This is a genomic window from Streptococcus sp. LYSM12 (assembly GCF_004569635.1).
In the GTDB taxonomy this organism is placed as follows: Bacteria; Bacillota; Bacilli; order Lactobacillales; family Streptococcaceae; genus Streptococcus.
On sequence record NZ_SPOZ01000069.1, the window covers coordinates 1 to 861 of the forward strand.

Below are 861 nucleotides of genomic sequence, written 5' to 3' on the forward strand. Positions count from 1 at the left end.
GCCTCAATGAAAGTATGGGCATTTGGCAATACTTTTCTGAGGTGTTTTTTGATGTGAGCCCATGTTTTCTCGATGGGATTGTACTCAGGTGAGTACGGAGGAAGTGGTAAAATTCTATGCCCCTGCTCCTTAGACAAGACCTTTAGCCTGCTCATTCTATGAAACTTTGCATTATCCATAATGATAACTGATGGCGTCTCCAAAGTGGGTAGTAAGAATTTTTGGAACCAAGCTTCGAAAAAATCACTAGTCATAGTATCTTTATAAGTCATCGGAGCTATAAGCTCACCATTTATGAGACCTGCAACTAAAGATATCCGCTGGTATCTTCTTCCAGAGACCTTACCTTTTATCAACTGACCTTTCAAGGAGCGACCATATTCTCGATAAAAATACGTCTCAAACCCTGTCTCATCAATATAAACAGGAGTCAGGTTCCCTAAATTATTAAATTCTTTAAGAAACAGGGCTACTTTTTCAGGGTCTTGTTCGTGGTAGGTAGAGCTCTTTTTTTTCGAGTATATCCCATGGATTTGAGAGCGTAATGAATAGCGGTTGGGTGACAGCCGAATGCAGAAGCTATTTCAGTCAAATAAGCATCTGGATGAGTTTTAAGATAGTTCTTTAATTTATCTCTATCAACTTTTCTTGGCTTAGTTCCTTTAACTTGGTGATTAAGATCGCCTGTTTTTTCTTTTAGTTTTAGCCATTGATAAATGGTGTTGCGTGAGATTTGGAAAACAGCAGATGCTTCAGAAATACTACCAGTTTTGTCACAGTATGCGAGGACTTTTTTACGAAAATCTAGTGAATATGCCATAAAAACATGATATCACAAATGTACTGTTTTTACTTCATTTT

General features: G+C 37.6%; 1 protein-coding gene. It reads right to left on the minus strand.

Features of this window, described 5'->3' with window-relative positions:
• A protein-coding gene (locus E4T79_RS10720; protein ID WP_135030122.1) for an IS630 family transposase occupies window positions 1–820 on the minus strand; the annotation gives its coding sequence in 2 pieces (ribosomal slippage) (window positions 1–517 and window positions 517–820; 821 coding nt annotated over the 2 pieces). This gene is flagged as partial in the annotation.
• Window positions 821–861: the final 41 nt, after the last annotated feature.